Annotated in this window: 28 protein-coding genes; 20 read left to right on the forward strand and 8 right to left on the reverse strand. The window is 60.1% G+C overall.

Going from position 1 to position 22,835, the window contains the following annotated elements:
• Positions 1-31 precede the first annotated feature (31 nt).
• The 4 genes from bufB to ACSQ3Z_RS20320 all read left to right on the forward strand — a co-directional run bounded on the left by bufB (position 32) and on the right by ACSQ3Z_RS20320 (position 4,039).
• Entirely contained in the window at positions 32-1,057 is a 1,026-nt protein-coding gene (gene bufB, locus ACSQ3Z_RS20305; RefSeq protein WP_436173070.1) for an MNIO family bufferin maturase, read from the forward strand.
• Positions 1,041-1,829 (forward strand): HvfC/BufC family peptide modification chaperone, encoded by a 789-nt coding sequence (locus ACSQ3Z_RS20310; protein WP_436173071.1) that lies wholly within the window; start codon positions 1,041-1,043, stop codon positions 1,827-1,829. Before bufB ends, ACSQ3Z_RS20310 begins: the two co-directional genes overlap by 17 nt.
• Entirely contained in the window at positions 1,829-2,311 is a 483-nt protein-coding gene (locus ACSQ3Z_RS20315; RefSeq protein ID WP_436173072.1) for a DoxX family protein, read from the forward strand. Before ACSQ3Z_RS20310 ends, ACSQ3Z_RS20315 begins: the two co-directional genes overlap by 1 nt.
• Positions 2,312-2,593: 282 nt before the next feature.
• Positions 2,594-4,039: a DUF5939 domain-containing protein gene (locus tag ACSQ3Z_RS20320; RefSeq protein WP_436173073.1), complete on the forward strand. Its 1,446-nt coding sequence runs from the start codon at positions 2,594-2,596 to the stop codon at positions 4,037-4,039.
• A gap of 271 nt (positions 4,040-4,310) precedes the next feature.
• Here the strand turns inward: ACSQ3Z_RS20320 and ACSQ3Z_RS20325 are convergent, their stop codons facing one another.
• Positions 4,311-4,487: a hypothetical protein gene (locus tag ACSQ3Z_RS20325; protein ID WP_436173074.1), complete on the reverse strand. Its 177-nt coding sequence runs from the start codon at positions 4,485-4,487 to the stop codon at positions 4,311-4,313.
• A 99-nt stretch (positions 4,488-4,586) separates the two neighbouring features.
• Between ACSQ3Z_RS20325 and ACSQ3Z_RS20330 the strand changes: the two genes are divergently transcribed.
• Entirely contained in the window at positions 4,587-6,164 is a 1,578-nt protein-coding gene (locus ACSQ3Z_RS20330) for an anti-phage dCTP deaminase (protein WP_436173075.1), read from the forward strand.
• 8 nt (positions 6,165-6,172) lie between these two features.
• Here the strand turns inward: ACSQ3Z_RS20330 and ACSQ3Z_RS20335 are convergent, their stop codons facing one another.
• The gene (locus ACSQ3Z_RS20335) at positions 6,173-6,976 is read right to left on the reverse strand and encodes a hypothetical protein (protein ID WP_436173076.1); all 804 of its coding nucleotides are present in this window, start codon (positions 6,974-6,976) and stop codon (positions 6,173-6,175) included.
• 307 nt (positions 6,977-7,283) lie between these two features.
• Here ACSQ3Z_RS20335 and ACSQ3Z_RS20340 point away from each other — a divergent pair, with 307 nt between their 5' ends.
• Together ACSQ3Z_RS20340 and ACSQ3Z_RS20345 are read left to right on the forward strand one after the other, a co-directional pair.
• Positions 7,284-7,571, forward strand: coding sequence for a TetR family transcriptional regulator (locus ACSQ3Z_RS20340; RefSeq protein WP_436173077.1), 288 nt, complete (start codon positions 7,284-7,286; stop codon positions 7,569-7,571).
• The gene (locus ACSQ3Z_RS20345) at positions 7,520-7,819 is read left to right on the forward strand and encodes a hypothetical protein (RefSeq protein ID WP_436173078.1); all 300 of its coding nucleotides are present in this window, start codon (positions 7,520-7,522) and stop codon (positions 7,817-7,819) included. Before ACSQ3Z_RS20340 ends, ACSQ3Z_RS20345 begins: the two co-directional genes overlap by 52 nt.
• Here the strand turns inward: ACSQ3Z_RS20345 and ACSQ3Z_RS20350 are convergent.
• Positions 7,816-8,715, reverse strand: a complete 900-nt coding sequence (locus ACSQ3Z_RS20350) for a LysR family transcriptional regulator (RefSeq protein WP_436173079.1) — start codon at positions 8,713-8,715, stop codon at positions 7,816-7,818. The genes ACSQ3Z_RS20345 and ACSQ3Z_RS20350 overlap by 4 nt on opposite strands.
• 153 nt (positions 8,716-8,868) lie before the next feature.
• Between ACSQ3Z_RS20350 and ACSQ3Z_RS20355 the strand changes: the two genes are divergently transcribed.
• The 9 genes from ACSQ3Z_RS20355 to istB all read left to right on the forward strand — a co-directional run bounded on the left by ACSQ3Z_RS20355 (position 8,869) and on the right by istB (position 16,985).
• Positions 8,869-9,615, forward strand: coding sequence for an SDR family NAD(P)-dependent oxidoreductase (locus ACSQ3Z_RS20355; RefSeq protein WP_436173080.1), 747 nt, complete (start codon positions 8,869-8,871; stop codon positions 9,613-9,615).
• Positions 9,616-9,669: 54 nt separating this feature from the next.
• The gene (locus ACSQ3Z_RS20360; protein ID WP_436173081.1) at positions 9,670-10,533 is read left to right on the forward strand and encodes an alpha/beta fold hydrolase; all 864 of its coding nucleotides are present in this window, start codon (positions 9,670-9,672) and stop codon (positions 10,531-10,533) included.
• Positions 10,534-10,567: 34 nt separating this feature from the next.
• Positions 10,568-10,969, forward strand: a complete 402-nt coding sequence (locus ACSQ3Z_RS20365) for a DUF427 domain-containing protein (protein ID WP_436173082.1) — start codon at positions 10,568-10,570, stop codon at positions 10,967-10,969.
• Positions 10,970-11,107: 138 nt separating this feature from the next.
• The gene (locus ACSQ3Z_RS20370) at positions 11,108-11,854 is read left to right on the forward strand and encodes an SDR family NAD(P)-dependent oxidoreductase (protein ID WP_436173083.1); all 747 of its coding nucleotides are present in this window, start codon (positions 11,108-11,110) and stop codon (positions 11,852-11,854) included.
• A 30-nt stretch (positions 11,855-11,884) separates the two neighbouring features.
• Positions 11,885-13,210, forward strand: a complete 1,326-nt coding sequence (locus ACSQ3Z_RS20375) for an MFS transporter (protein ID WP_436173084.1) — start codon at positions 11,885-11,887, stop codon at positions 13,208-13,210.
• 9 nt (positions 13,211-13,219) lie between these two features.
• The gene (locus ACSQ3Z_RS20380) at positions 13,220-13,852 is read left to right on the forward strand and encodes a glutathione S-transferase family protein (RefSeq protein ID WP_436173085.1); all 633 of its coding nucleotides are present in this window, start codon (positions 13,220-13,222) and stop codon (positions 13,850-13,852) included.
• A gap of 56 nt (positions 13,853-13,908) precedes the next feature.
• Positions 13,909-14,274, forward strand: a complete 366-nt coding sequence (locus ACSQ3Z_RS20385) for a sunset domain-containing protein (protein WP_436173086.1) — start codon at positions 13,909-13,911, stop codon at positions 14,272-14,274.
• A gap of 475 nt (positions 14,275-14,749) precedes the next feature.
• Positions 14,750-16,318 carry an IS21 family transposase gene (gene istA / locus ACSQ3Z_RS20390; RefSeq protein ID WP_436173950.1) on the forward strand — a complete coding sequence of 523 codons (1,569 nt, stop codon included), beginning with the start codon at positions 14,750-14,752 and terminating at the stop codon, positions 16,316-16,318.
• On the forward strand, positions 16,251-16,985 hold the full coding sequence (gene istB, locus ACSQ3Z_RS20395; RefSeq protein WP_436173087.1) for an IS21-like element helper ATPase IstB: 735 nt from the start codon (positions 16,251-16,253) through the stop codon (positions 16,983-16,985). The genes istA and istB overlap by 68 nt, the downstream gene beginning before the upstream one ends.
• A 310-nt stretch (positions 16,986-17,295) precedes the next feature.
• Here the strand turns inward: istB and ACSQ3Z_RS20400 are convergent, their stop codons facing one another.
• From ACSQ3Z_RS20400 to ACSQ3Z_RS20415, 4 genes are all read right to left on the reverse strand, one after another.
• Positions 17,296-17,883, reverse strand: coding sequence for a hypothetical protein (locus tag ACSQ3Z_RS20400; RefSeq protein ID WP_436173088.1), 588 nt, complete (start codon positions 17,881-17,883; stop codon positions 17,296-17,298).
• A gap of 40 nt (positions 17,884-17,923) precedes the next feature.
• On the reverse strand, positions 17,924-18,310 hold the full coding sequence (locus ACSQ3Z_RS20405; RefSeq protein WP_436173089.1) for a hypothetical protein: 387 nt from the start codon (positions 18,308-18,310) through the stop codon (positions 17,924-17,926).
• A 44-nt stretch (positions 18,311-18,354) separates the two neighbouring features.
• Positions 18,355-18,726, reverse strand: a complete 372-nt coding sequence (locus tag ACSQ3Z_RS20410) for a sunset domain-containing protein (RefSeq protein ID WP_436173090.1) — start codon at positions 18,724-18,726, stop codon at positions 18,355-18,357.
• 142 nt (positions 18,727-18,868) lie between these two features.
• Positions 18,869-19,201, reverse strand: a complete 333-nt coding sequence (locus ACSQ3Z_RS20415; RefSeq protein ID WP_436173091.1) for a hypothetical protein — start codon at positions 19,199-19,201, stop codon at positions 18,869-18,871.
• Between the two features lie 370 nt (positions 19,202-19,571).
• Here ACSQ3Z_RS20415 and ACSQ3Z_RS20420 point away from each other — a divergent pair, with 370 nt between their 5' ends.
• The 4 genes from ACSQ3Z_RS20420 (at position 19,572) to ACSQ3Z_RS20435 (ending at position 21,915) form a co-directional block, all read left to right on the forward strand.
• On the forward strand, positions 19,572-20,402 hold the full coding sequence (locus ACSQ3Z_RS20420) for an ATP-dependent DNA ligase (protein WP_436173092.1): 831 nt from the start codon (positions 19,572-19,574) through the stop codon (positions 20,400-20,402).
• Positions 20,403-20,918: 516 nt separating this feature from the next.
• The gene (locus ACSQ3Z_RS20425) at positions 20,919-21,110 is read left to right on the forward strand and encodes a hypothetical protein (RefSeq protein WP_436173093.1); all 192 of its coding nucleotides are present in this window, start codon (positions 20,919-20,921) and stop codon (positions 21,108-21,110) included.
• Between the two features lie 341 nt (positions 21,111-21,451).
• Positions 21,452-21,757, forward strand: coding sequence for a hypothetical protein (locus ACSQ3Z_RS20430; protein ID WP_436173094.1), 306 nt, complete (start codon positions 21,452-21,454; stop codon positions 21,755-21,757).
• Positions 21,754-21,915 (forward strand): hypothetical protein, encoded by a 162-nt coding sequence (locus ACSQ3Z_RS20435; RefSeq protein WP_436173095.1) that lies wholly within the window; start codon positions 21,754-21,756, stop codon positions 21,913-21,915. Before ACSQ3Z_RS20430 ends, ACSQ3Z_RS20435 begins: the two co-directional genes overlap by 4 nt.
• A gap of 45 nt (positions 21,916-21,960) precedes the next feature.
• Here ACSQ3Z_RS20435 and ACSQ3Z_RS20440 read toward each other — a convergent pair whose 3' ends face one another.
• Positions 21,961-22,254: a hypothetical protein gene (locus ACSQ3Z_RS20440; RefSeq protein WP_436173096.1), complete on the reverse strand. Its 294-nt coding sequence runs from the start codon at positions 22,252-22,254 to the stop codon at positions 21,961-21,963.
• Between the last annotated feature and the right edge of the window lie 581 nt (positions 22,255-22,835).

The raw sequence follows: 22,835 nt of genomic DNA on the forward strand, positions 1-22,835 counted from the left end.
CGAGCCAACCCCCTTGGAAAGGAGCAGACCGATGTCCCGTGCATTTCAGCCCCTCACGATCCCTGCATCAGCGGGCATCGGTCTTCGCTCTCCTCACATCAGCGAAATGCTGACCCGCAGACCCTCCGCTGGCTGGCTTGAGGTTCATGCCGAGAACTACATGGGAGACGGCGCCGGCATCGAGGCGCTGGAACGGCTACGCCAGATCTACCCGCTTTCGGTGCATGGCGTTGGCTTGTCGCTCGGCAGCGCGCGTGGAGTTGACCGCGATCATCTGGAGCGACTGCGCAGGGTCTGTGAGCGCTTCCAGCCGGATCTCGTTTCCGAGCATCTCGCCTGGAGCATCGCCGACGGCGCCTACCTGAACGATCTGCTGCCGCTGCGCTATGACGAAGAGGCGCTGGCGATCGTGGCGCGCAATGTCGAGACTGTCCAGGGCACGCTGAAGCGGCAGGTGCTGATCGAAAATCTGTCTGCCTATATCGCCTTTGCGGATTCCTCCATGAACGAGGCCGAATTCCTGGCCGAGCTCGTCGCGCGGACCGGCTGTGGCCTGCTGCTGGACGTCAACAACGTTCAGGTCTCGGCACACAACCTGCAATACGATGCAAAGGCCTTCATCGATGCACTGCCGGCGGGCGCGATCGGCGAGATCCATCTTGCCGGTCATGCGACCAATCAGGTCGGGGCCGACACTGTGCTCATCGACGACCATGGCTCGCGGGTCCCGCCGGTCGTTTGGGCACTCTATGAGCACGCCATAAACCGGCTGGGACCGCGCCCCACCCTGATCGAATGGGATACCGACGTTCCGGTTCTCGACGTGCTGCTTGGCGAAGCCATGTGGGCCGACATGCTCACCGCTTCGATCATGTTCAATCGCAAGCAGGCCGCGAGGCAAGCCGCGGCAGCCAAGCCCCGGCCGGTGTCCCTCACTCCCTTCGAAAGCGTGAGGACCAGCATGCCCGTGCTTGCGGCATTTGCCGCCGCCAAGGCGGGACCAGCCAAACCGGTGGCGTTGACGCCAATGGAGGGAGGATATGATGTTGCCGCTTGAACACCTGCAGACCACCATGGCGCGCTCGGTGCTCGCCATGGAACCGACGGTCTCCTCAAAAATGCTGACCGCCGGCAAGGCCGATCCAATGGCCCGCCTGCGCATCTACCAGAACAACACCCGCAGTTCCTTAACCGCGGTGCTGGTGGCGGTCTTTCCGGTCACGGTTCAGCTGGTAGACGAACGCTACTTCCGCTATGTGGCGAGCGAGTTCATTCGACGCCATCCGCCTGTTGAATCGCGCCTTGCGCGCTATGGCGCCGGCTTCCCGCGCTTCCTCAAGACGATCGACACGCTGTCCGACATGCCGATCGTCGCCGAAACGGCTCGGCTCGAATGGGCCATCGCGGAGGCTCTCGATACTGCTTCGCTGCCACCCCGCACCCTTGCGGACTATGACAAGACCGACCTGGGGCCTTCACCCGATATCCTGCTGCAGCCATCGCTCAGGCTGATCGTTTCACACTGGTCGATCCTGTCGGTGTGGACAGCGCACCAGCAGGGCACAGCTGTCGACCGGCATTGCACTTGGACGAGACGCCCCGAACGCGTGGCGTTGTGGCGGGCCGGGAACAGCGTTCGCCTGGTTCTTCTCGACCGCGCAGACTTCGCCTTCCGCCATTCTCTCAAGCACGGCCTCGGCCTCGAACATGCTGCAAGCCGCGCGCATGCGCTCGAACCTAACTTCGACCTCGTTTCCGCGCTCGTGCGCCTGTTCGCCGACGGGTTCGTCACAAACGTGCGCATCACCGTGCCTCCCCTTTCAAACTGATGGAGACAGTCATGACCGCAATTTCAGAGCATTCCTCGACGAGCCAGGCCGGTTTAGTCGGTTCCTATAGACGTGTGATCAAATTGCCCGAAAACATCCCATTCTCGCTGATTCAGCTCGCGGCTCGTGTGGCGGTGGCCCATGTCTTCTGGCAATCGGCGCAGAGCAAGCTGGCATCCTGGCCGGTAACGCTGCAGCTGTTCGCCAGCGAATACAATCTACCGTTCATCGATCCGTCGATCGCGGCACCTTTGGCAACGACCGCCGAAATCACCGGCTCGGTGCTGCTCTTCCTGGGGCTATTCTCGCGCCTCGGCGCCTTGATGCTCCTCGGTGTCGTGTCGGTCATCCAGATTTTCGTTTTCCCCGAGAACTGGGCCGAGCATCTGCTCTGGGCCTCGTTGCTGCTTCTCGTGCTGACACGAGGTGCGGGCATTTTCTCGCTCGATTATGTCGCCGACCGGACTTTCTCTGCATCTTGAGAATGAACATTTCAACCGAGTTAGGAATCCCGGTGCGCATCTTCATCGTTCTTGCCCATCCCGAGCCCAACAGTTTCAACGGCGCCCTGAGCGCCGAGCTATACGCCAAGCCGGTTTGAGTCTGCCGAACGGCGCATCAATGATCACGTTTCGGCGCGTCTGGTGCGCCGCGTGCCATTTTGAGCCTCTTAGACAGGACTGTCCTACAACAATGGAATTCAATCCATTCGCATCGCGCTGGTTTTTTAGTAGGCTGTCGCAAGACAAGGTTGAGGATCCGGCGTGACGGCAGTCAACGATCGTCTTCTCGAAAGCAAGATGACCAAGGTGGAGCAGGCGCGAGCCTGGAGCCCACGCGTCGTCTCGAAGTTCGAGACGCTGATCAAGAGCGCCGACGACCAGGCGCTCTATCGTGTCAATCCGCTGGCCTTCGCCCGCGACCGCGCAATCGCCGAGCCTGAAGCAATCGACCTCTTCCTTCATGCCGCGCGCTGTGGCTTGTTCGACATGAGCTGGGATGTGCTCTGTCCCCAGTCCGGGATGGTGCTCGATAGTTTCGGCGCCCTGCGCACGCTGAAGACCCACTACGTCTGTGGCCTGTGCGACGTATCGGGCGACACCGACCTCGACGACTTCATCGAGGTCACCTTCTCGATATCGCCAAAGTTACGGCGCCTGCCGTATCATGACCCCGAGACGCTCCCTGTCGAGGATTTTCATTGGAAACTCCACTTCGGACATGACGGGCGGCTACCGGGGCAAGACGTTCGCTTTCTTGACGTTCTGCGCGGCTTCGTTCGGGGCATGACGTTTCTGCCGCCCGGCACGACCACAGTGCTCCGCGCCGACCTAGGACCGGGCGCCCTTTCAGGCGTCAACGTGCAGACGCAGGCCGCATTCGCTGTGCCAATATCAGGCGATCCGGTGTTGGCGCCGACACTTCTGAAGATCGATTATGACGGCAAGCGCTTCTTGCCGGCGTTACCCGCTGTGCCACCTGGTCCGGTTGTCATTGAGGTAGCGAATAGGGGGCCAGTGCGAGGTTCGTTGCTTGTCATCAACTGGCCCCCCGAGCTTGTCGCACTGTCTAACAAGCCGGCGCTCGATTTCGACCCTTACGTTTCCGGTGGAGCGCTGCTTGCGCGGCAAACCTTCCGCCAACTCTTCCGATCCGAACGTGTCGACGAGAAGGAGGGGCTCGGCATCCGGCAGATCACCTTCCTGTTCACGGACCTCAAGGGTTCGACCGCCATGTATGAGCGCCTGGGTGACCTCAACGCCTATGCTTTGGTCCGCGAGCATTTCGCTCTGGTCAACGCGGCGGTTCGGCAACATTCCGGAGCGGTGGTCAAGACGATTGGGGATGCGGTGATGGCTGTATTCTCGCAGCCGGCGGATGCGATTTCGGCTGCACTCCACATCTTTGAAGAAATCGATCGCTTCAACGGCGACCATGACGGGCCGGGGATCATCCTCAAGATGGGTGCCCACTGTGGGCCGTCGATCGCCGTGACGCTCAACGACAACCTCGACTATTTCGGCCAGACCGTGAATGTCGCCGCGCGCGTGCAGTCCTTGGCAGAAGCCGGACAGGTCTGCATTTCCGAGGCCCTCCATTCCGCACCCGGGGTTAGCGAAATGCTTGGCGGCCATCGCGTGGTAGCTTTTGACGTTCCTCTTCGAGGTGTCGAAGGTGATGCAACTGTCTATCGCATTATGCGGGGATAGGCACGATTAATTGCCAATGAGCAATTCAATGGATAGGCTGGTGCTGCGCGAGGATTGAACTCTAGCTCACACCAACAAAATCAATGCGTTACGTGACATTTTGTAACATTGTGACGCGCCGCCAAATGACCGGTATTTTCATTTGAGTTCTATGGGGCCGACGGGTATCCGGTGTTTCTGTCCCGCCAGCTGAGAACACAACGACGGTTGAAGCGTGCCTCGAGCCTCTTGCAGGACCCGGATTCTCGCCTCGCCGGTAGGGCTGCGTAGTCTAAAGGTTTTTAGACGCCTGCTGCTGTCTGACCTGACGATCACTCTTCGAGGTTCTAAAGTCCTCCAGCTTCTGCGGATCAAAATTAAACGCCTGATTGAACCTTTCAGCGAGCCTTTCTGCGGCCTCGCGAATTGCTGACTCTTGCTCTTCACGTAGGGTCATGGGCTGGTTCATGCTCCTCTCCCAGAGTTTACGAATCGCTGATCATCACCATAGTTCTCAGTGAATCACCGAGGCTAGTGAAATCATCCGACTCCATTTAGGTTCCCGAGGATGTCAAACTCACCACTTATTGAACATCCCGAACTCGTGTTCGGACTCGCCGGACCGCTTGGTGTCGACCTTGATGCGCTCAGCGACAGCCTCACGCAATCACTGAGATCAGTAGGCTACCACGCGGTTAGCATCAAGTTAACAGATGAGATGCAGGCTTACACAGCTGACACAACGCCGTCAGCGTCATCGGCCTACCACGACCTGATCGCAGCTAAAATGGACTATGCTACGGCTCTCTGCCGTAAATATGGTGGCCCAGCAACGATGGCACTGATAGCGATCGACGCGATCCAGCGCCGTCGAGGAGAGCTGACAGGTTCAATTAAGAAGACTCCCAAGGATGCGACTGCCTACATAATTCGGCAGCTAAAGCGGCCGGATGAGATCGATCGGCTCAGACGTGTCTACGGAAAGCAGTTTGTGCTCGTTTCGGCCTACACAGCCGTTGAGGAGCGGTTCAACAGAGTTTTCGAGCGTATCCAGCGGTCGATCTCTACGCGCGCCACGACAGCTGAGGTGAAGTTCGAAACCGATAAGATTTTGGAACGAGACGCCGACGAAGACGACGTTAATGGCCAGCACATACGAGATACGTTCCACCTAGCGGACGTTTTTGTCGACGGGAACACCCGGCAAGACATGGACCGCACCCTAGATCGCTTTATCAAAGGCTTTTTCGGGAAGACGGATGTAACCCCCACGAAAGACGAGTATGGAATGTATGCGGCAAAATCGGCTTCGCTCCGATCAGCCGATTTGTCCCGCCAGGTGGGCGCAGCCATTTTCTCCGATGCGGGAGAGGTTATAACGCAAGGATGTAACGAGGTGCCTAAGGCGTTTGGTGGCACCTACTGGGATCAAGAGCAGCCTGACTTCAGAGACGTGAAGCTCGGCTATGATCCCAATGAGACCCTTAAGAAGCAACTCCTCAAAGACGTGGTCGAAAGGCTACATGACGCAGGAATGCTATCCGACAACGCCAAATCTCTGGGACCGGTGGACTCGATTGTGGCAGCGCTAACGGCAAAGAAAAAAGATGGTCAGGGGGTAACCAAAGGTCCCCTGGCGGACGCCGCTATGATGGATCTGACCGAATACGGTCGAATCGTGCATGCTGAAATGTGTGCGATCTGCGACGCCGCCCGCCTCGGGCGTAGTGTTAGAGGGGGAACCCTTTTTTGCACCACCTTCCCCTGTCACAACTGCACCAAGCACATCATCGCGTCCGGCATTAGAAGGGTCGTATACATCGAGCCGTATCCTAAGAGCCGGGCGCAAGAATTGCACGGACACGAGGTCTCACTAGAAAGCGAGAGTCTCGATAAGGTCAGTTTCGTGCCATTCATAGGCATCTCGCCGTTTCGCTATCGCGATATCTTCCAGAAAGGGCGGCGTAAGAATTCCGACGGCACTGCCGCGAGTTGGCTCAACGGGGCCCCATCACCGATGCTTGATGCAGGCCTCGGCACATATCTGGACACGGAGGCAGGAGAACTTCTCTCACTGACCGGCTCTTATGATGAAAAGGCAACGCCGGCAGGCGAGGCAGGGGAGCAAACATCCCATCCGGCATAACTGGAACATCAGTCTGCTAGCTTCTTGTCTAATGCTCGGGAAATTGAACTTGCAATCAGGAATCGATCTGTTCCAGAGCGAAACGCAGAAGCAAGAATTCGAAGCCGCTCTACGTCCTTGACGCTGTATTCAACACCCACATCAACGGCCCGCTGGATCGCTCTTAACCCCCAATATTGCACAAAAGGTTGCTTCGCGATTTCGACGGATTCAATCAGCCCGCTGAAATCAACGGACTCTGGAAATGCAAATGCATATGCAATAGCACCCAGCTGCTCACCAGCCTCCTTGCTGCGGAGAGCTTCATTGTGTTGCGGCCAGTTCCTCTCAAGCCTGCCCGCTTCCTGTAGCATCTGACCAAACAATTTATCCATAGCAGTTGTTCGGGCCGGCCCACTCGGCATATTTCCTCGAACTGCGGCATAGTCCTTTGCCAATTCCACCAAGCTTTGGACGGATCCATCACGGTTTGTGGCTCCGAGCCCGCGCTCAGCTCCGGAAAGGAGGGCTATATCTTGCGACCGAAGGGCAATCTTGGAGGCAGATGCCACCTCGTCTTTCGCCTCTTGAACCTCTTGCTTGAGTTCACGCAACTCCGTTTCAATCAAGCCTGGAATGGATATCTTGGAAACGATCGGAGAGAGCCATGGGATAATCGCTACCACGATCAGAGCAACACTAACCGAATCTATTCGCTCGAAAAGTGCCGGGAAGGTTATGCGAAGCACTACTGCAATTAACGCCCCGGCCGTAATCGCGATGCGAAGCCTAGTATGTGAAGCTGCAATGGGTGTAGTCGCGTTCGGTTCCATGCATCCCCCCTAGAATATAACCAACCATCGATGAATCTCAGATCATCAATAGCATAAAAGCCGGCCGTATTTGAATCCGACAGGTTCAACTGCCATCAGGACATAAGAATTCGCTCCTAAACGGGCTTCCTCAACCCGACAACGGTTCGTAGGAACTGGTCAGTGGGCTGAAAACCATGTTGGCCGACAGGATCCGTTCATTCGTGGCTTTGCCTATTGAAGGCGCCCCGCGGCTTTGTGAATCCACTTAAGGACGGCGTCCTAGGTCCAAACCTGTTCGGGACCGAGACGTTGTGTGGTGACTGGCATGAAGCATGCCGGCTTCACGCAAGGCGGCTTCTACAACCACTTTGAATCGAAGGCCGCTCTCGTTGCCGAGGTGGTTGCTTCGGCGATGGCTGCGAAGAATGCCGAGCTCGTCAAGACCGCAAAGGCGCCCGTCGATGAATCGACCACCGCCCTTCGGCGCATCTATCGCGGGCCCACCGCGACAACATCGATGACGGCTGCCCTGTCGCCGGGTTTGCTGGCGATGCTCCCCGCTTGGACGCCGGCGCACAGTCGCATTTCGCCAACGGTTTGGACGATCAGATAACGATTCTGGCTGAGCTGATCGCCGAGAGCGGATCTACAGCTGCGGCAGGCCGGCGTAGGACCTTGCGCGAACAGGCAATTAGCTTGCATTGCGAAATGGTGGGCGCGCTGGTCCTTTCACGGTCCGTCGCGCAGGCTGCGCCGGAGCTTTCGAACGAGATCCTGAAAAACGCCAAGCGAGATGTGCTCGCATCGCTCGATGAGCGTTTGAGCCAAGTTCCCAAACCGCAGAGGAATCCGCCTGGTTAGCCCGACTGTTCCGATACGCCAGCGATCAATTCGTCCATTCGTGAAAGGAATAGTTTGAGGGTCGGCGATGCGTTCGCCTTGTTGTAGCCGATAACCAGATCGATCGTTGGCGGTTCACCTTCCAGCGGACGGCTGACTACGGACCAAGGCAGCAGGTTCTTCGCGTAGGCGGGCATAAGCGCCAACCCGCGGGTGGAGGCAACCAGCGATATGGCCATTGCCAAATTGTCCACCCCATAATCCAGTTTGATGTCGAACCCGCGGCGACGGAGATAGTCCTCGGTTACGGCGGCCAGCACCGTGGCCTTGTTCGAACCGCCGATGAATATCTCGCCGGCCAATTCCCGCGGGTGAATTGCTTCGCGGCTGGTGAGGCGATGGTCACTTGGCATCAGGACGATCAGCGGCTCGCGGTCCACGACCTGGTAGCACAGGTCGAAGGTCGGCTCGGCGCGCAAAAAAGCCACGTCGAGCCGGCCGCGCACGAGCGCCTCGGCGAGTTCGGGTGAATAATCGCTCGAGATCGTGACCTGGATGTTCTTCAACTCGTCGCGCAGCACATGCATGGCACGCGGCAGCCAGTTCATCTCGTGACCGGTCTGGAAGCCGATGGCGAATGTCTTTCGGGCAGGCTGTGCGGCCCTGCGCGCCGCTTCCACCGCGGCATCGGCCTGCGCCAGCGCCAGCCGAGCATGATCGAGAAAGGCCTTGCCCGCGGCGGTCAATTCGATGCCGTGCACGCTGCGCTCCATCAACGGGACGCCGACCTCGTATTCGAGATCGCGGATCTGGCGGCTGAGGGAGGGCTGCGCCGTGTGCAGCCTCTTCTTGGCCGCAAGCGTCAGATTGCCCTCCTCGGCGACGGCGACGAAATAACGAAGATGTCTCAGCTCCATGGGTATCCCATGCCTTTGAGGTATGGAGACCAACCTACAAAGTCTTTTTCCATGGCGCCAGCCGAACCTACCTCAAGGCAGCAGAAATGATCTGTCGCTGGCCCCAACGGGCTCGCGCCAAGGGCGCAAGCCATATGTCGAAGGACTGGAACCATGAGCACTCAAGTAGTTTTGATCACCGGTGGACTGACCGGCATCGGGCGCGCCGCCGCCGTCGCCTTCGCCAGGAAGGGCGCCAAGGTGGTCGTCGCCGGCCGGCGTGATGAGGCCGGCAAGGCGCTCGTCAAGGAGCTGCGCTCGTTCGGTTCGGAGGCAGAGTTCATCAACGCTGACGTCCGCAAGGAGGACGACGTCCGCGCCATGGTCGACAAGACCGTCGCGCAGTTCGGGCGCCTCGATGTGGCGGTGAACAACGCCGCGACCGAAGGTGATCGCGGACTGATCACAGAGCAGACATCCGAAAGCTTTGCCACGACGTTCGACACCAACGTTCTCGGCGTGGTCCTGAGCATGAAGCACGAAGTGCGCGCCATGAAGGCCCAGGGCAGCGGCAGCATCATCAACATCTCCTCGACCTACGGACATGAGGGTGCGGCAGGTGCCTCGCTCTATGTCGGCGCCAAGCACGCCGTCGAAGGCATCACCAAATCGGCGGCACTCGAACTCGCCAAGTCGGGAATTCGGGTGAATGCCGTCGCGCCTGGCCCCACCGACACCGGCATGCTTACTCGTTTCACCGAAACAGCGGAGAACAAGGCGGCCCTGGCCGCACAGGTTCCGCTAGGTCGACTCGGCCTCTCCGAAGAGGTCGCCGACGGCATCGTCTTCATTGCGTCGGACGAGGCCAGGTTCATAACCGGTCACATCCTCAACGTCGACGGCGGACACAGCGCCAACTGATCCGTTGGGCGCGGGGCTCGGCTCCGCGCCCGCCACATCGCAGAGGAAATTTCAATGACGCCACACAATCACCACTCCGCACCGACGCAGTTCGTCTACGTCGCAGGTATCCCGTTCGCTTACCGGAGGTTCGGCAAACCCGGCGGCGTGCCGCTCGTGTTCAACATGCATTTCACCGGCACGATGGATCATTGGGACCCGGCGGTGACGGATGGATTCGCCAGAAATGGCGAGGTCATCCTGTTCGACAATGCTGGCATCTCGTCGAGCTCGGGAGAGGTCCCGACCTCCATCGAGGAGATGGCTGCCGACGCCGCCGCGTTCATCAAGGCGCTCGGCCTTACCGAGGTCGATGTGCTCGGCTTTTCGCTGGGGGGCCTCGTCGCACAGACGCTGGCCGTTGCCGAACCGAAACTGGTCCGACGCCTGGTGCTGGTCGGCACCGGCCCGCGCAGCGGCGAAGGCATGGCCACGCTGACGCCGGAAGCGCAGGAGATCTTCGGCGCCACCTATGAAAATCCGGACCACCTTTGGTTACGGGTGCACTTCTCGCCCTCGCAGCGCAGCCAGGCCGCCGGCCGCGATTTCCTCAAGCGGTTCCGGCTGCGCAGTGAAGGCCGCGATCCGGAGGTCAGCGAGAAGGTCGCTCCGGCGCAGATCGAAGCCCTCATGAAATGGGGGGCGCCGCGAGAGAATCCGCACGAGTATCTGAAGGCGCTCGCTCAGCCGACACTGGTCGTGAATGGCGGCTCTGATGTGATCATCTACACGGTGAACTCGTTCATCCTGCAGCAGAACATCCCGAACGCCCAGCTCATCCTCTACCCCGACGCCAATCACGGCTCGCTCTACCAATATCCCGAACTCTTCGTCCGCCATGTCTCGATGTTCCTGGAGGAACAGGGCCGCGGTGCTTGAGCACCGTGCCGGCGACAATTGCAGGAGATGAACCATGTCCGAACAGACGAATACCTCGACGAGAACGATCAAGATCCCGGGACCCGATCATCCCATCACGATCGAGAGCAACCTCAAACGGGTCATGGTCTCGATCGGCGGCGCAGTATTGGCCGACAGCCGCAATGCGCTGATCTTGCGCGAGGCTGGCTACCCGGCAGTCCAATACATCCCGCGCGAGGATGTCGATATGGCGCTGCTCGAGCGGAGCGCTCATGCGACCTACTGCCCCTACAAGGGCGACTGCGCCTATTTCAGCATCCCGTCAGGCGGGGAGCGCGCCATCAATGCCGTCTGGACCTACGAGGCTCCCTACGACGCGGTGGCGGCCATCAGGAACCACCTCGCCTTTTACCCGGAGCGGATGGATGCGATCGAGGAGCGCTCCGACAGCTAGGCCCTGCCTTCCGAAGAAAGCCGCGGCCAGCAGCAATGCGGATCTTCACCGCTGATCACCGCCCCAAGCTCGCGGGGCGAATGCCCGGCCGCGTGCCGAGGAAACCCTGAAAAGAGTTGCCACAAAGGAGACACGACAATGACCAAGCTTTCAGGAAAGACCGCTCTTGTCACCGGCGCCTCGCGTGGGTTGGGTCGTGCCAGCGCGCTGGCTCTCGCCAGAATGGGTGCGCAGGTTCTGGTCCATTACAGCAGCGGCGCGAAAGAAGCGGAAGCGGTCGTCGCCGAGATCCGCAAGGCGGGCGGACGCGCCGACACCGTTGCCGCTGATCTTTCAGCGCCGGACGGTGCACACAAGCTTGCAAGCCAGGTCCGCGCCGTGATCGGCGACCGGCTGGACATTCTGGTCGCCAACGCCGGAATCTCGAAGTCGGCGACCATCGAGGCAACCACGGTCGAGGATTTCGACAAGCTCTTCGCGGTCAATGTCCGCGCGCCGTTCTTCCTCGTCCAGCAGTTGTTGCCAATCATGTGCACGGACAGCAGCATCGTGTTCGTCTCATCGCTGGCAGCCCATGCCGCCGTCGGGACGCTTGCGGCCTATGCGGCAACCAAGGGCGCGATCGACACGCTGGTGAAGTATTTCGCCGCCGCGCTCGGTGAGCGCGGCATCCGCGTTAACGCGGTGGCGCCAGGCATTGTCGCAACCGACATGTCGAACTTTGCCAAGACGGACGCGGGGCAGGCTTTCGCGCTCGGCATCCAGGCGCTGAAGCGTCTCGCCCAGCCGGACGATATCGGCGGTGTCGTCGCCTTCCTCGCCTCCGACGACGCGCGTTGGATCAGCGGCGATACCGTCCGGGTCGACGGCGGCTCGAAGCTCTGAAGTCTTTCGGCCTGCGCCAGGAGCGATCCGATGTCGAGGTCAGTCGTCCAAAGAGAGAGGTCGTCAAACCGTCCCGCAAGGCGGTCCGGACCTCTGACGCTCGGGCGACAGGCGAGCTTCTGGGTGTCGGCAGGCGTGGTCGCTCACACCCTTTGGACCAGCGCCGCACCAGCCATGACCTACCAACTCTATGCCGAGGAATGGCACCTGACCCTTACGGTGACGACGGGAATATTCGCCATCTATCCCGTTGTCGTCGTCACTATCCTTATCCTCTTCGGGGACATCTCCGACCATATCGGCCGCCGGACGACGATGCTGCTGGGACTTGGCGCATCGCTCACCGGCTTGTTCCTGTTCGCGGTCGCGCCCAACGTGCTTTGGCTCTTCGCCGGTCGTGCCTTCATGGGCGTTGGCGTCGGCCTGACCGCCGGACCTTCGACTGCGGCAGTGCTGGAGTTCAGCGCCGAGGGACAGGCGAAGCGGGCCGCGTCCATCACGGCCGCCGCGCAGGCCTTTGGCCTGGCCGCGGCTCTGCTGCTAGGCGGCGGGTTGGCGCAATACGCGCCGTGGCCAACCCGTCTCAGCTTCTGGGCCCTGCTCGCCCTTCTCGCCCTGCTGTTCACCGCGACCTGGTTCCTGCCTCGCCATATCGGTGGCCAGGTCTCCAGCCGCTGGCGTCCGAAGCTTCCATCCCTCCCATCCGGTATGTGGCCGGTGTTCGCGCTGGCGTCGATCTCCGTGACGACGGCCTATACCCATGGCGTGCTGATCCTGTCGCTCGGCGGGCAGGTCGCCCGTGACCTCGTCGGTTCACCCAACGCTCTGGTCAACGGCGCTGCGCTCTCGCTGTTCGCAATCACATCCGGCGTTCTCGGGATCATGGCCCGTAACCTTCGTCCAAGGCCGGCGATGATGCTGGGGGCGACAGCCTCGGCCGTTGGCATGGGGCTGCTCGCCCTGTCCGTCGCACTGCACGGATTGGCGCTTTTCCTCGCCGCGACGGCAGTGAGCGGCATCGGCTACAGCCTGCTTTTCCTTGGTGGCCTGGCGTTGATCAACCGCGCGATTCCCACCGAACACCGCGGCGGTGTGCTCTCGGCGCTCTATTTGTCCGCCTATCTGTCGCTTGGCATCGTGGCACTCGTGTTGGGCGCTGTTGCCTCACAACGAGGGCTCGGTCTCGCAGTCGACCTTGGAGCCGGCATCATCACCCTGCTCAGCCTCGTCACGATCGGCTTGGTTATGACCCGGACTATGGGCGCGAATGCGCCAGCTGCTTCTTCGACAGTGCCGCTACCATTTTCCGCCACCGCCACCACGACCGATAGCGACAAGTCATCGATCGAACCCTAGGAGCAGATCATGAAACTCTACCATTCAACGTCGTCCCCCAATTCTCGCCGGGTCCGGGTATTCGTAGCTGAGAAAGGGATATCGATCCCGCTCGAGCCCGTGAACCTGGGCGAGAAGGAACAGTTCTCGGACTGGTTCAAGGCGATCAATCCGCGCCGGCAGGTGCCGGCGCTCGTTCTTGACGACGGCACAACGGTCGCGGAAGTCCCGGCAATCTGGCGCTTTCTCGAGGAAACCTATCCAGAGCATCCGCTGCTGGGGAGCGACGCAACCAGCAGGGCTCTCGTCACCATGTGGGAGCGCCGGGCTGAACTCGATGGTTTCGCCCCGACAATGGAAGGGGTTCGCAATGCCGCGGCCGGCCTCAAGGGCCGCGCACTGTCAGGTCCGCACGACTATGACCAAATCCCCGAGTTGGTCGAACGCAGCAAGCGGCGTGTCGCCGATTTCTATGCGGACTTCGACACACACCTTGAGCAAGTGCCCTTCGTGGCTGGGGCCGCCTTCTCGGCTGCCGACATCACCGCCCTTGTCACCGTCGATTTCGCAACGGCGGCATTGAAGATGTCCATCCCCGACGGCTCCCGAGCCGTGCAGCGCTGGTATGAGACAGTGGCGGCACGTCCGAGTGCCAGAGCGTAGTTGTCGAACTGGACTCCCGTCCTCAAAGGACGCATTCTTCCTGCGGGGAAGGGATCATGGGCAATATTGTTCATGCCGGGAGGATTCAACGGCGAAGTGCTTGGTGGCGCTCGCTTCTCGCTCATCGTCTCGCGACCGTTCTGGCCATGCTTGGGATCGCGTCCGCAGCCTACTTTGCTGTCGACGATCGGAACGATCTGCCGCGCGTTCACTACGCAAGCGGTTCATCGAACAGCAGAGCTGCCGTCCACAAGGCCGGCTGCGATATCAAGGGCAACATCAACGAGTGGGGCGAGCATATCTACCATATGCCGGGGCAGGAGTATTATTCGGCCACGCGAATAAACCCAGCGCGGGGAGAGCGCTGGTTTTGCTCCCAGTGGGACGCGTGGTGGGCCGGCTGGCGTAAGGCCAAGGTGTAAGAGCGCGAGGAGCCAGAGGCTTATGCACCACGACGCCTATGACGACATCCAATCGTTGATCAACAGAGAACCGATTTGGTGGGATAGATACGGCGTGCCGCGCTATGCCCCTTTCCGTCCAGGTGGGTCCGGCAGAGAATGCGTCCTCGTATTGGCTCGTGCTCGCGGTGGTCCCGAATACCAACAATTGATATGCGGCTACACCGAGCAATTCGAAAGAGCCGAACTGTTGAGCCGGCGCCGATAGCTTCCGGTGGGAGATCCACCAGCAGGTCTGCACGCCGAGAACGGCGATGTGAGTGCCGAGGCAATTAGGGTGCTGGAATATTGGCGGCGCGAAACACCGTTGCGGGAGTGGCTGTGATTTTTCGTGGAATGAGGACCCTGTTTAAGGGGTGATTTTCGTCCAAACGGGACCCCTTAACGTGGGGTCATCAAGATGCCTCCGGTTTGGTCGGAGGCATTTGTGTTTTGGATGTTGGTTGTGGAGACGATTGCAAAGATACGCCGGCTGTCGCTGGTGCAGGGGAAGTCGATCAAAGCGATCTGCCGGGAGCTGAAGATCTCCCGGAAGGTGGTGCGCAAGGTTTTGCGTTCCGAGGAGACAGAGTTCCGCTACGAGCGCAAGCATCAGCCTTATCCCCGGATGGGCGCCTGGCGTGACGAGCTGGATCGGCTGCTGTCGGCGAATGCGGCCAAGTCTCAGCGGGAGCGGCTGACACTGATCCGCATCTTTGAGGAGCTTCGCGGCCTCGGCTATGACGGCAGCTACAGTTCGGTGTGGCGACATGCTCAGAGCTGGGAGGCGGATCGCGGCAGCGCCGCGGCCGAAGCCTACATTCCGTTGAGCTTTGCGCCGGGCGAGGCCTACCAGTTCGACTGGAGCCACGAGATCGTTCTACTCGACGGCGTGACGGTAACGGTGAAGGTGGCGCACATGCGGCTTTGCCACAGCCGTATGTTCTTCGTGCGGGCCTATCCGCGCGAAACGCAGGAGATGGTGTTCGACGCCCATGACCGGGCGTTCAGCTTCTTCCGCGGCGCCTGCACGCGCGGCATCTACGACAACATGAAGACGGCGGTGGACGCGATCTTCATCGGCAGGGATCGCCGCTACAACCGCCGCTTTGCGCAGATGTGCGGGCATTACCTTGTCGAGCCGGAGGCCTGCACGCCGGCGGCCGGCTGGGAGAAGGGGCAAGTCGAGAACCAGGTCGGGCTGGTGCGCGAGCGCTTCTTCACACCGAGGCTGCGCTTCAAGACGCTGGAGGATCTCAACGGCTGGCTGGCCGACAAATGCGTTGCCTATGCCAAGGCGCATCGGCATCCCGAACAGGGCGAGCGCACGGTCTGGGACGTATTCGAAGAAGAGCGCGCCAGCTTCATTCCCTATGCCGGTCGCTTCGACGGCTTCCATTGCATTCCCGCGTCGGTGTCGAAGACCTGCACGGTGCGCTTCGACAACAACAAATACTCGGTGCTGTCGAGTGCCGTCGGCCGGCCGGTCGAGATCCATGCTTATGCCGACCGGATCATTATCCGCCAGGACGGCGTGGTCGTGGGCGAGCATGCCCGCTGCTTCGGCCGCAACGAGGTCATCTACGATCCCTGGCACTACGTGCCGGTGCTGGCCCGTAAGCCGGGCGGATTGCGCAACGGCGCGCCGTTCCTTGGCTGGGTCCTGCCGTCGGCAATGGAGAAGGTGCGCCGCAAGCTCAAGGCGGTTGATGACGGCGACCGGCAGATGGTGTCGATCCTCACCTGCGTGCTGACCGACGGATTGAGCGCGGTCGAGGCCGCCTGCCAGGAAGCCATTGAGCACGGCGTCTCGTCGGCGGCGGTGATCCTCAACATCCTGGCCCGCAGCCGCGATCCGGCGCCGGGCACGATCCTTTCCATTCCACAGGCGCTGAAGCTGGCTCACGAGCCGATCGCCGACTGCGCCCGTTATGACAGCCTCAGGAGGACGAACAGCCATGGAACGCACCGAAGTACTGGAACTGATGGGGGCGTTGAAACTCTTCGGGATGCGCTCGGCCTATGACGAGATCATGGGCGTCGCCATTAAGCGGCAGCACGAACCGCCGAAGATCGTCGGCGATCTGTTGCAGGCCGAGATATCGGAGAAGCAGGCCCGCTCCATCAAGTACCAGCTCACCGTCGCCAAGCTTCCGCTGGCCAAGGATATCGAGGACTTCGATTTTGCCGGCACGCCGGTCAACGAGAGCCTGATCCGCGACCTCGCCGCCGGCGCCTTCGTCGCCGATCAGCGCAATGTCGTCCTGGTCGGCGGGACAGGCACCGGCAAGTCGCATCTGGCGATCGCCATTGCCCGTTCTCTCATCCGCAACGGCGCACGCGGGCGCTTCTTCAACGTTGTCGACCTCGTCAACAGGCTCGAGACCGAGACCCGTGCCGGCCGGCAGGGCCGCATTGCCGATCATCTTACCCGGCTCGACTTCGTCGTCTTCGATGAACTCGGCTATCTTCCGTTCGCCCAGGCCGGCGGGCAGTTGCTCTTCCATCTGGTCTCAAAGCTTTACGAACGCACCAGTGTCATCATCACCACCAATCTCGCCTTCGGGGAATGGCCAAGCGTCTTCGGCGACGCCAAGATGACAACCGCGCTGCTCGACCGCCTCACTCATCACTGCGAGATCGCCGAGACTGGCAACGAATCCTGGCGCTTCAAAAGCCGATCTCAAAGCTGAAGTCGAAAAGCCAATCAGCCGCACCCGATCAGGCTGTGCAACCCCGACCAGCTTCGCCTGATCGGGCGCTAACCGGCGTGCCCTTCACCACCCCAAACCAGGGTCCCTTTTACATGAAAAACCAGGGTCCCGATTCCGTGGTGATTGACAAGTGGCAGCGGTTACCAGAATTTGAGATCGACCTGATCGATTGAGGGACTTCCCGCCGATCTCCGGCGAGCCCGGGGACGACCTGCGGTCGACCACCTCTGCCGATCCACATTGATAAACCGCGGGCAGCCGGTCACTGAATAGCTTGGCGTCGCGAACGTCACTGTTGCAGTGAAATAGTGACACACGACCCCGCCAGTCGCTTTTTCTTGGTGATAGAGAACCCCGTCGACGTGGCGAGCATCGCGCCAACGACCACGTCGGAAGAGACCGCCGTCGCAAACAGGATCAGCGCGCACGCCTCGATCGCTCTATGCGACCAAGGCGCAGGCGGCGGCGGTGCGTTCACAGCCACTCTCTCAGCTTTTTCTCGGGCAAGTCTCTCCTGTTCCGAAGCTATTCGTCGAGCCGCTCGCGCATCATTCAGCTCCTGCGCATAGAGCTGTCTCGAGCGCTCCGATGCCGAAAGCGAATTGGCGTCCAGCCATGCTTTGAATAGGTCGGGTCTGATGCGAACCTTGTCGTAGTAAAACTGACCCTCTCTCGCTCGCCTTATCTGCGATGCATCGAAAAGCACGGCCCACTCTTCCCAGGTCGCGGGCATATCGTCGGCGCCAGGCTGTTCTCGGATATGGGGATAGTCCTTAGGCGTGTAAACCGGAATTGCCGTGCGCGGGGTAGCCAAAGCGCGCAGTTGTCTTCGCCAGCGAGCACCTTTCTCGCCTTGATGATCCCGGTCTTCACCCACGCCCCCTATCCCCGATCGACATCCCTCCCGTGAATTGAAATTAGTTGCTTCCGCCGGCCGGCTGGTTTTGACGCGCGCGATAGAAACGCATTTCGGTAATGACGGCTTTGGCAATGATTTTGAAATCCGGCGACTTCTCCGATTCCTCAACAAGCCTCTCGAATTCGGCGATAATCTCTTGGTCGGTCCTCTCTGTCATCTCTCCCCCATTCGGCCAAAAGATTTGACCGTATTTGGCGCCAGGACGGCGGCCAACCCCGAAACCCATCTGTTGCGCGAAGGATAAGATTTCCGGACGCGACCACACCTTGGCGCCAAGGGCCTGTTGCTTCGTTTTAGCGATATCAGAGCCCGATAATCCGATACGCCATCCTGCGGTTTCTGGGTGCGGAGTTGGTCCTCGATGTGTCTCCGCAGGCTCTCCCATTCAGCAGCCGTAAATCCCTTCATAGAAACTCCCCTCTGTTGCTCTCATCGCCTTGCCTTCCGCCAACCAGCCGCTCGCGCCTCGGCCTCGCTGCAGAACCAGCGTTCGCCATACTGAGGGCTGATCTTGGTCTCCCAATAATGTTCCTGGCCGGGGACATGGTAGATCCGCTCCCCGGTGTTGATGCTGATATTGCCCTTGATCTCGCAACCGCCCGCGCTGCCGAGCCAACCGTTGGGCACTACGCTGGTGACGCTTTCGAGGCTGCTTGGGCTGAAAGTGAAAAAGGCATCGAGGGGAACCATCACCAGCGGAAATATATATGGCAGGCGCCACGAACTCCGCCGTCGCTTCCCGAGATGCTTCCGCCAACGGTCAGCCTGATTGGCACCTTGATGACGCTGGACCTTGCCCACGCCCCTTCTCCCGAGAGGAGAATGCTTCCATTGCGGGAGAGAGTCCAGAGAGCTTAGCTACGGCTAAAGGAGGCGGCTAAGCGGCCTAGTGTCAGTCCAAGGCCAACGCCCATGGGGAGCTTGAAGGGACGGCAAGAGCTGCTCAGTCGTCCCAACCATCATCGTCAAGTGGTGGATAGTCAGGAACGATCCGGACAATCGGCCGTCGATCTTCGTAGCGCCAGATGTATTCATCTGGCGGCTGCGGCTCATAGGTCCGATAGGCGCGCTGGTAGTAATACCGGTGCTTCGTATGTTTCTTGTGCGCTTTGTGCGGCCGCACGCAATAGCCATCCCGGGTTAGGTAAGCGCATGTCACTCGCGCCTGCTGGACCAGGCCGTGGTGGGCCGGCGCGCCAATTGTCATCGGCGCTGCTTGGGCGCCGAAGGTCAGCGACAAAATTGCGCCGGCGAAGGCAAAAACAGGCAGCTTCATTCAGGTCTCCATCGTCTCAAGGTCACGGTCGAACAACACTTCGATTTCGGACGATTTGCAACGCCCGAAATCACTTTGTTTTTCCGTCGCACATCTACCCGCTAATTCACCGGCCCCGTGCCGTGACATCTGGTAGCGGCCCGGCACCCGCGCGGCGGGGTAGGCCAGCAGGAGCCCCGGGCCTGACCGGCGTGGCGTGAGGAGCGACGCCGGCTGGGACCGTATTATAAACCCTTCATGCGTCATTGCTAATTTAGTAAAATGATCCATGTTCCTTGCCACGGCCGCCAGATAGACCGCGCCCTGAGTTGATTCCATGCGTAAACGAGTGAGTGCTGGCGTTGGCCGGTTGGAATTCATTGAGCCGTTGATGCCGACCCTTGTGGAGAAGCCTCCGGAAGGTGACGGATGGATTCATGAAGTGAAGTTCGACGGCTACCGATCCCAGATCGTCAGGGATGCCGAGGGCGTGCGCATCTTCACCCGCCGCGGTCTGGATTGGACATCGAAATATCGTGACCTCGCCAAGGCCGCCGCTGAGCTAGAGGTGAAAAGCGCTATCATGGACGGCGAGATCGTTGTCTTGAACGACGCTGGCCTGTCGGATTTCGGGGAACTTCGGAAAGCGATCGCCAGGCGGCAGCACGACCTCTATTTCGTCGACTTCGATCTCCTCCACCTCAACGGCCATGATCTGCGCGACATGCCGCTGGAGGATCGCCGCGAGATACTGGACGAGTTGATCCCGGAGGGTGGTCGCATCCAATTCAGCCAGGCGCTGCCGGGCGACGCCAAGTCGATCTTTCATCTGGTCGACAAGGCCGGGCTCGAGGGCATGGTTTCGAAGCGCCGGGACAGCAAGTATCGTAGCGGACCCTCAAAGGCCTGGCTGAAGACGAAGTCCTTCACGATCGACGAATACGACCTGCTTGGCGTCGAGCGTGAGGCCGGCAAGCCTGCCTTTGCCCTGATGGCCGAGCGAGGCACAGGCCGCTATGTCGGCTCGGCTTTCATAACCTTGAACCGGGAGATGCGGGAACGCCTCTGGAGACGTGTCCAGGAACACGCAGGGCCGCGGCCGAAGGGCATGAGGCGACCGGCCACGCAATGGGTCAAGCCCGGGCTGATCGGCCGGGTCAAGCATCTTCGCGGCGAGGAAGACCTGCGGCATGCGTCGCTGCAGGATTTCAGGGAAGAATGAAAAGTCCTGTCTAGACATTTGCACAGGTCAATGGTTGTGTCGGCGTGCCTTCACCATTGGTGAATTGCATCTCAGGTGGCAGCTGGCCCGCGCTATCCCCGTTCAAGGCGAGCGCGGGTTTCTGCACTACCCTCCGCAAAGACTGCATCCTTACCCGGCGGTAGATAGATGGCCGATGCAGTCGGGCCGCCCTTCGAGGGGCTCGCCGCACCGGCCACTGCGGGTGGTGGCAACATTACCCGCGCCGACTAATTTATAGGCACATTAGAACGCGCTCAATTAAGACTGAATGCCCTAGCTCGCCGGGGCCGAAAGGGTCTAGTTCACCGGGCCTGTAGAGCCCCACTGCACCCAAGGCGCGGTCTGGGAATATAAGAGACCTCTAAAATTCCTCTGGAATCGGCGCGCGTATGGTGTATAAATCCCTAGCGGTCGATTTCTCAGGAATGTAGCCGCTCGAATTGAAAGCCCGCCCGTGGTCCCGCCGCTGGCGGGCTTTTCATGGCGCGATGTGCTATGATTCGCGTCGTGGGCAAGAAGGCAAAGCAGAGCGTTAGTGAACCCTTGGAAGATCGCGAAATGGCGATCGAGGCTGCTTATCATGCCCGCAAGTTCGGCCTCACCAAAGAGGAGGCTTTGAGAATGCTCAAAGACGCTCGAACTCCGAAGCGCCTCGCCAATGTGCCAGACCGGGCTAAAGGCCGCTAAGACAGAAAAGGCCGGTGCAGCACCCTAGCCAAGCCCCAACTGCACCGGCCATGCGAGACTAGCAACCTCGCTCTGGACGCATTTTATAGCAGATTAGCAATCTCTAAAATGAGACCGAAGGCTTAAGGTCGCTAGGCACAAAGACGTAAGGCGAGCCAGGCTGCCCAGCCGTAGCGGGGTTTCGGCCACGGCCGGCGGCCCGACGGTTGGGGGCTGGGGCGCTTGGGCTTGACCGCCGGGCCTAACCGGCAGGCTCGCCGGCTGGCGAGGTTATAGGCCCGTCAAGCAGCACCACTACTTGGCAAAACGGTGTTCGGCTCCCCTCAAATCGGATGAGGCATGTGAGTCGAATTCGGCCAACTCTGGCGACGCTCGTCGCGCTATATCGGCTCATGGGTAAGGGCTGGACGTTCCAATCGCTGATCGACGCGAAGACGACGGTGACGGCGTATTGCCATTACGCGCCCTGCAACAACAGCAAACCGCTGGATTTGGTGAAGCTTCGCGATCGATTCGGACCGGACGCGCCGGCAATGGCCGAAGACCTCGTTCGAAAGCTGAAATGCGGCAGATGTGGCGGCAGGAAAGTCGGGCTGATCTATACCCCCGACACCAGCCCGACTGGCTACCGGAAGGCGACGCAATGACCGACAAGCCGGTGACAACCTACATCGTGAGCGTGTTCGAAAAGCCAAATTGGCGCACCGTGTTGACGACCAAGGACAAGGCAAAGGCTCTGGCCTGGGCGAGAGAGATCGGCGACAAGGCGCGGGTTGAAGAGATCACGCCAAAGCCGAACAAATGAACTTTGCCACGATCAAAACGTGGGCGGGCTCAGGGCCGGTTCCCCTCAATTCAGCCTGGGACGTTCTTCGTCTATGTAGCGGGCGAGAAAGAACGCTATGGCCGAGAACACCTGAAAGTCAGGAATAGCCGCCAACGAGGCGCCAGCGGGATCATTGGCCGTGCCAAGGATCGGGATCAAAGAGAAATCCTCGTAACGGCCTGGTCCAAAGGTCGTGACGACGAATTTGAAGCCGGCGAATTCAACCATCAGCTCCTCCTCGATACGCATCTGGAGGGATAAGTTGTCGAACTTGGCACCGTGCGGCGGGACAACGACGAAACTGCGGCATGCCTCCATGTGAACTGCCTCCCCTTTTTGGTTTCCAAGGAGTAAGCGGGCATATGGGCCGCCGCGCAAATCACACTCTGTGGTCGTCCACCGGTAAATGGCGCCACCGCAGGGAGCGGAACCGCAACTGGAAACCGACATTCGATCGCGCCCCGCCGCCGCGCTAGGATGATGCTAATATAGCCCGCAAGTGTCACGACAAGCGGGAGCAAGAGGCACGGAATTTGCGACTGCATCATCATATCAAGGAAGAGGAGTCAAATGATGCGTCAAGATGGAACGACATCGCGAAAAGTAGCAACACGTTACGTGCCAGAATGGCGCTTCAAAAAGAGAACGTTTGAGGTTCCCTACCTCATGAAGCTCGGCAACATTGGCCGCCAGGAAGCGCTGGCTTTGATCGCTAGGCATAGTGGGGACAGAGACGAAATCACCGCCGAGCTGTTTTCGCAGAGATGTCGATCACAATAGCTTTCGCTTCGGCGGCGTAGGACAGCGGCCGGCAGGAACGCGCGCTGCCAGGGCGCTATCGCTGCACGCGTCATCCCACGTAAATTACCTTCCGCCGGCCGCCTTCCTCAGATTATTTT

Source organism: Mesorhizobium sp. LjNodule214, assembly GCF_964252735.1.
GTDB lineage: Bacteria > Pseudomonadota > Alphaproteobacteria > Rhizobiales > Rhizobiaceae > Mesorhizobium.

Bases quoted from the DNA above. Each gene is read 5' to 3' on its own strand.
- ACSQ3Z_RS20315 (WP_436173072.1), top strand. From the start codon at position 1,829: ATGGAGACAGTCATGACCGCAATTTCAGAGCATTCCTCGACGAGCCAG.
- istA (WP_436173950.1), top strand. From the start codon at position 14,750: ATGTTGGTTGTGGAGACGATTGCAAAGATACGCCGGCTGTCGCTGGTG.
- ACSQ3Z_RS20375 (WP_436173084.1), top strand. From the start codon at position 11,885: ATGTCGAGGTCAGTCGTCCAAAGAGAGAGGTCGTCAAACCGTCCCGCA.
- ACSQ3Z_RS20385 (WP_436173086.1), top strand. From the start codon at position 13,909: ATGGGCAATATTGTTCATGCCGGGAGGATTCAACGGCGAAGTGCTTGG.
- ACSQ3Z_RS20405 (WP_436173089.1), bottom strand. From the start codon at position 18,310: ATGGGAGAGCCTGCGGAGACACATCGAGGACCAACTCCGCACCCAGAA.
- ACSQ3Z_RS20370 (WP_436173083.1), top strand. From the start codon at position 11,108: ATGACCAAGCTTTCAGGAAAGACCGCTCTTGTCACCGGCGCCTCGCGT.
- ACSQ3Z_RS20365 (WP_436173082.1), top strand. From the start codon at position 10,568: ATGTCCGAACAGACGAATACCTCGACGAGAACGATCAAGATCCCGGGA.
- ACSQ3Z_RS20310 (WP_436173071.1), top strand. From the start codon at position 1,041: ATGATGTTGCCGCTTGAACACCTGCAGACCACCATGGCGCGCTCGGTG.
- ACSQ3Z_RS20420 (WP_436173092.1), top strand. From the start codon at position 19,572: ATGCCGACCCTTGTGGAGAAGCCTCCGGAAGGTGACGGATGGATTCAT.
- ACSQ3Z_RS20335 (WP_436173076.1), bottom strand. From the start codon at position 6,976: ATGGAACCGAACGCGACTACACCCATTGCAGCTTCACATACTAGGCTT.
- ACSQ3Z_RS20380 (WP_436173085.1), top strand. From the start codon at position 13,220: ATGAAACTCTACCATTCAACGTCGTCCCCCAATTCTCGCCGGGTCCGG.
- ACSQ3Z_RS20360 (WP_436173081.1), top strand. From the start codon at position 9,670: ATGACGCCACACAATCACCACTCCGCACCGACGCAGTTCGTCTACGTC.
- bufB (WP_436173070.1), top strand. From the start codon at position 32: ATGTCCCGTGCATTTCAGCCCCTCACGATCCCTGCATCAGCGGGCATC.
- ACSQ3Z_RS20340 (WP_436173077.1), top strand. From the start codon at position 7,284: ATGAAGCATGCCGGCTTCACGCAAGGCGGCTTCTACAACCACTTTGAA.
- ACSQ3Z_RS20440 (WP_436173096.1), bottom strand. From the start codon at position 22,254: ATGGAGGCATGCCGCAGTTTCGTCGTTGTCCCGCCGCACGGTGCCAAG.
- ACSQ3Z_RS20415 (WP_436173091.1), bottom strand. From the start codon at position 19,201: ATGAAGCTGCCTGTTTTTGCCTTCGCCGGCGCAATTTTGTCGCTGACC.
- ACSQ3Z_RS20425 (WP_436173093.1), top strand. From the start codon at position 20,919: ATGATTCGCGTCGTGGGCAAGAAGGCAAAGCAGAGCGTTAGTGAACCC.
- ACSQ3Z_RS20355 (WP_436173080.1), top strand. From the start codon at position 8,869: ATGAGCACTCAAGTAGTTTTGATCACCGGTGGACTGACCGGCATCGGG.
- ACSQ3Z_RS20435 (WP_436173095.1), top strand. From the start codon at position 21,754: ATGACCGACAAGCCGGTGACAACCTACATCGTGAGCGTGTTCGAAAAG.
- ACSQ3Z_RS20350 (WP_436173079.1), bottom strand. From the start codon at position 8,715: ATGGAGCTGAGACATCTTCGTTATTTCGTCGCCGTCGCCGAGGAGGGC.
- istB (WP_436173087.1), top strand. From the start codon at position 16,251: ATGGAACGCACCGAAGTACTGGAACTGATGGGGGCGTTGAAACTCTTC.
- ACSQ3Z_RS20325 (WP_436173074.1), bottom strand. From the start codon at position 4,487: ATGAACCAGCCCATGACCCTACGTGAAGAGCAAGAGTCAGCAATTCGC.
- ACSQ3Z_RS20330 (WP_436173075.1), top strand. From the start codon at position 4,587: ATGTCAAACTCACCACTTATTGAACATCCCGAACTCGTGTTCGGACTC.